Here is a 2,529-nt window from a genome sequence, read left to right as displayed (position 1 = left end):
GGCCGGCCCGCCCGGTGCCGAGGCCGCCCCCCGCGCACCCGGGCCGGCCGCCGCGGACGGAGGGCCGGCCGAGCAGCCCGACGCCCAGCAGCCCGACGCCGTACAGCCCAATGGCGAGCAGCCCGACGCCGAGGAGTCCGACCCCGGAGCCCGCCTCCCGTCGCTCGACGACGCCACCGGGCCCGCCGCCGACCTGCTCCGCCAGTACCTGCGGGAGATCGGCCGGGTCCGGCTGCTCACGGCCGCGGAGGAGGTCGAGCTGGCCTGCCGGATCGAGGCCGGCCTGTTCGCCGAGGAGGCCCTGGACCGCGCCGCCGCCGACGGCGAACCGCTGGACGGCACCCTCGCCGGCGACCTCGACCGGTTGGTGGTGATCGGACGGATCGCCAAACGCCGCCTGATCGAGGCCAATCTCCGCCTGGTGGTGTCCGTGGCGAAACGGTACGTCGGCCGCGGCCTGACCCTGCTGGACCTCGTCCAGGAGGGCAACCTCGGCCTGATCCGCGCCGTCGAGAAGTTCGACTACGCCCGCGGCTACAAGTTCTCCACCTACGCGACCTGGTGGATCCGCCAGGCGATGAGCCGGGCGCTCGCCGACCAGGCCCGCACCATCCGCGTCCCGGTGCACGTGGTGGAGCAGATCAACCGGGTGCTGCGGGTGCAGCGCACGATGTTGCAGGAGAACGGCCGGGAGCCCACCGCGGCGGAGGTCGGGCTGGCCGTGCAGCTCCCCGAGGAGCGGGTCCGCGAGGTGCTGCGGCTGGCCCAGGAGCCGGTCTCGCTGCACACCCCGGTCGGCGAGGAGGACGACGTCGCGCTCGGCGACCTGATCGAGGACGCCGACGCCGCCTCGCCCGCGGAGAGCGCCGCCCTGCTGCTGCTCCGCGAGCACCTGGACGCCGTGCTCGCCACCCTCGGCGAGCGGGAGCGCCAGGTGGCCCGGCTGCGCTACGGGCTGGACGACGGCCGGCCGCGCACCCTGGAGGAGATCGGCACGCTGTTCGGCGTCACCCGCGAGCGCATCCGGCAGATCGAGTCCAAGGCGCTCGGCAAGCTCCGCGCGCACGCCTACGCCGAGCAGCTCCGCGCCTACCTCGACTGACCGCCGGTGGCCCCGGCTGGCAGGCCCGCGCTCAGCCGGCCGCCGTCTCCGGGTGGATCTGCTCGCGGACGGCCTTGAACTGCTGGCGCACCGCGTTGCCGATCGGCAGGTCCTGGTCCGGGTCCGGGGTCAGCACGACCACCTCCGGCAGCTCCCACTCCGGGGGCTCCGGGGTGCCGGCCAGCGCCCACGCGGCCTGCCGGGCGGCGCCCCGCGCCGCGTGCGCGCCGGGCGGCGGGATCAGCACCGGCACCCCGAACAGCTGTCGGGCCACCTCCCGGACGGCCGGCAGCCGTCCGACCGCGCCCAGCAGGAACACCCGGCCGACCGGGACGCCGTGCGTGCGCAGCACGTCCAGCGCCTCGGCGACGTTGCACAGCATGCCCTCGACGGCGGCCCTGGCCAGGTGCTGAGGGCCCATCGACTCGGCCCGAAGGCCCGTCAGGGTGCCGGCCGCGTGCGGCAGTTTCGGGGTCCGCTCGCCGTCCAGGTACGGCAGCATCACCAGGCCGTACGAGCCGGGGGAGGACTGCAGGGCGAGGTCGCTGAGCGCCTCCAGGTCGCAGCCGAGCATCGCGGCGGTCGAGCGCAGCACCTGCGCGGCGTTCAGGGTGCCGGCCATCGGGAGGTGGCGCCCGGTGGCGTCGGCGAACGAGGAGACGGCGCCGGTGACGTCGACCACGGCCTGCTCGTGCACGGCGAAGATGGTGCCGTTGCCGCCGAGCGAGACCACCGCGTCGCCGGGGCGCAGCCCGAGGCCGAGGGCGGCGGCCATGTTGTCGCCGGTGCCGGCCGAGATCAGCAGGCCCTCGGGGGTGTGCCCGGCGGCCTCGGCCGGGCCGAGCACGTCCGGGACGTGCAGTTCGTGGCCGAGCGCGAGCTTGATCAGGTCCTGCCGGTACTCACCGGTGACGGGCGACCAGTAGCCGGTGCCGGAGGCGTCGCCCCGGTCGGTGGTGCGCCGCCGGGGGTGGCCGAGCAGCTGCCAGACCAGCCAGTCGTGCGGCAGCAGCACCTCGGCGATCCGCTTGGCCGAGACCGGCTCGAACTCGGCCAGCCAGCGCAGCTTGGCGATCGTGTACGTGGGGGAGGGCACCGAGCCGATCGCCTCCACCCACGGGGCCGGGCCGCCGAGCGCGTCGATGAGCGAGGCGGCGGCACCGGCCGAGCGGGGGTCGTTCCACAGCAGTGCGGGCCGGACGAGCACGCCGCCGGCGTCGAGTCCGATCAGGCCGTGCTGCTGGGCCGAGACGCCGATCGCGGTGACGCCCTCCAGCAGGCCGCCGGTGGCCGCCTCGCCGAGCGAGTGCAGCCAGGTCTGCGGGTCCACCTCCCTCAACATGCTGGTCATGAGCTTCATCACGCTCGCGATCGTCAGCGTCCTGTGGGTCCTCTACGGCTACAGCCTCGCCTTCGGGCCGGACGCC

The 2,529-nt window shown here is 75.3% G+C and carries 1 protein-coding gene and 2 pseudogenes; 2 read left to right on the top strand and 1 reads right to left on the bottom strand.

The window, feature by feature from the left end:
* Positions 1–1,102: RNA polymerase sigma factor (locus ABZ641_RS32765; RefSeq protein WP_359987752.1), on the top strand; the 1,102-nt coding region annotated here is incomplete at its 5' end.
* 31 nt (positions 1,103–1,133) lie between these two features.
* Here ABZ641_RS32765 and ABZ641_RS32760 read toward each other — a convergent pair.
* Positions 1,134–2,435, bottom strand: a pseudogene (locus tag ABZ641_RS32760) (FGGY family carbohydrate kinase); the annotation flags it as partial.
* Between ABZ641_RS32760 and ABZ641_RS32755 the strand changes: the two are divergent.
* Positions 2,431–2,529 (top strand): annotated as a pseudogene (locus tag ABZ641_RS32755) (hypothetical protein); the annotation flags it as partial. The pseudogenes ABZ641_RS32760 and ABZ641_RS32755 sit on opposite strands and share 5 nt — an antisense overlap.

The sequence above is a fragment of the Kitasatospora sp. NPDC007106 genome (assembly GCF_040634455.1).
In the GTDB taxonomy this organism is placed as follows: domain Bacteria; phylum Actinomycetota; class Actinomycetes; order Streptomycetales; family Streptomycetaceae; genus Kitasatospora; species Kitasatospora arboriphila.
This window is presented reverse-complemented; position numbering and strand designations above follow the sequence as displayed.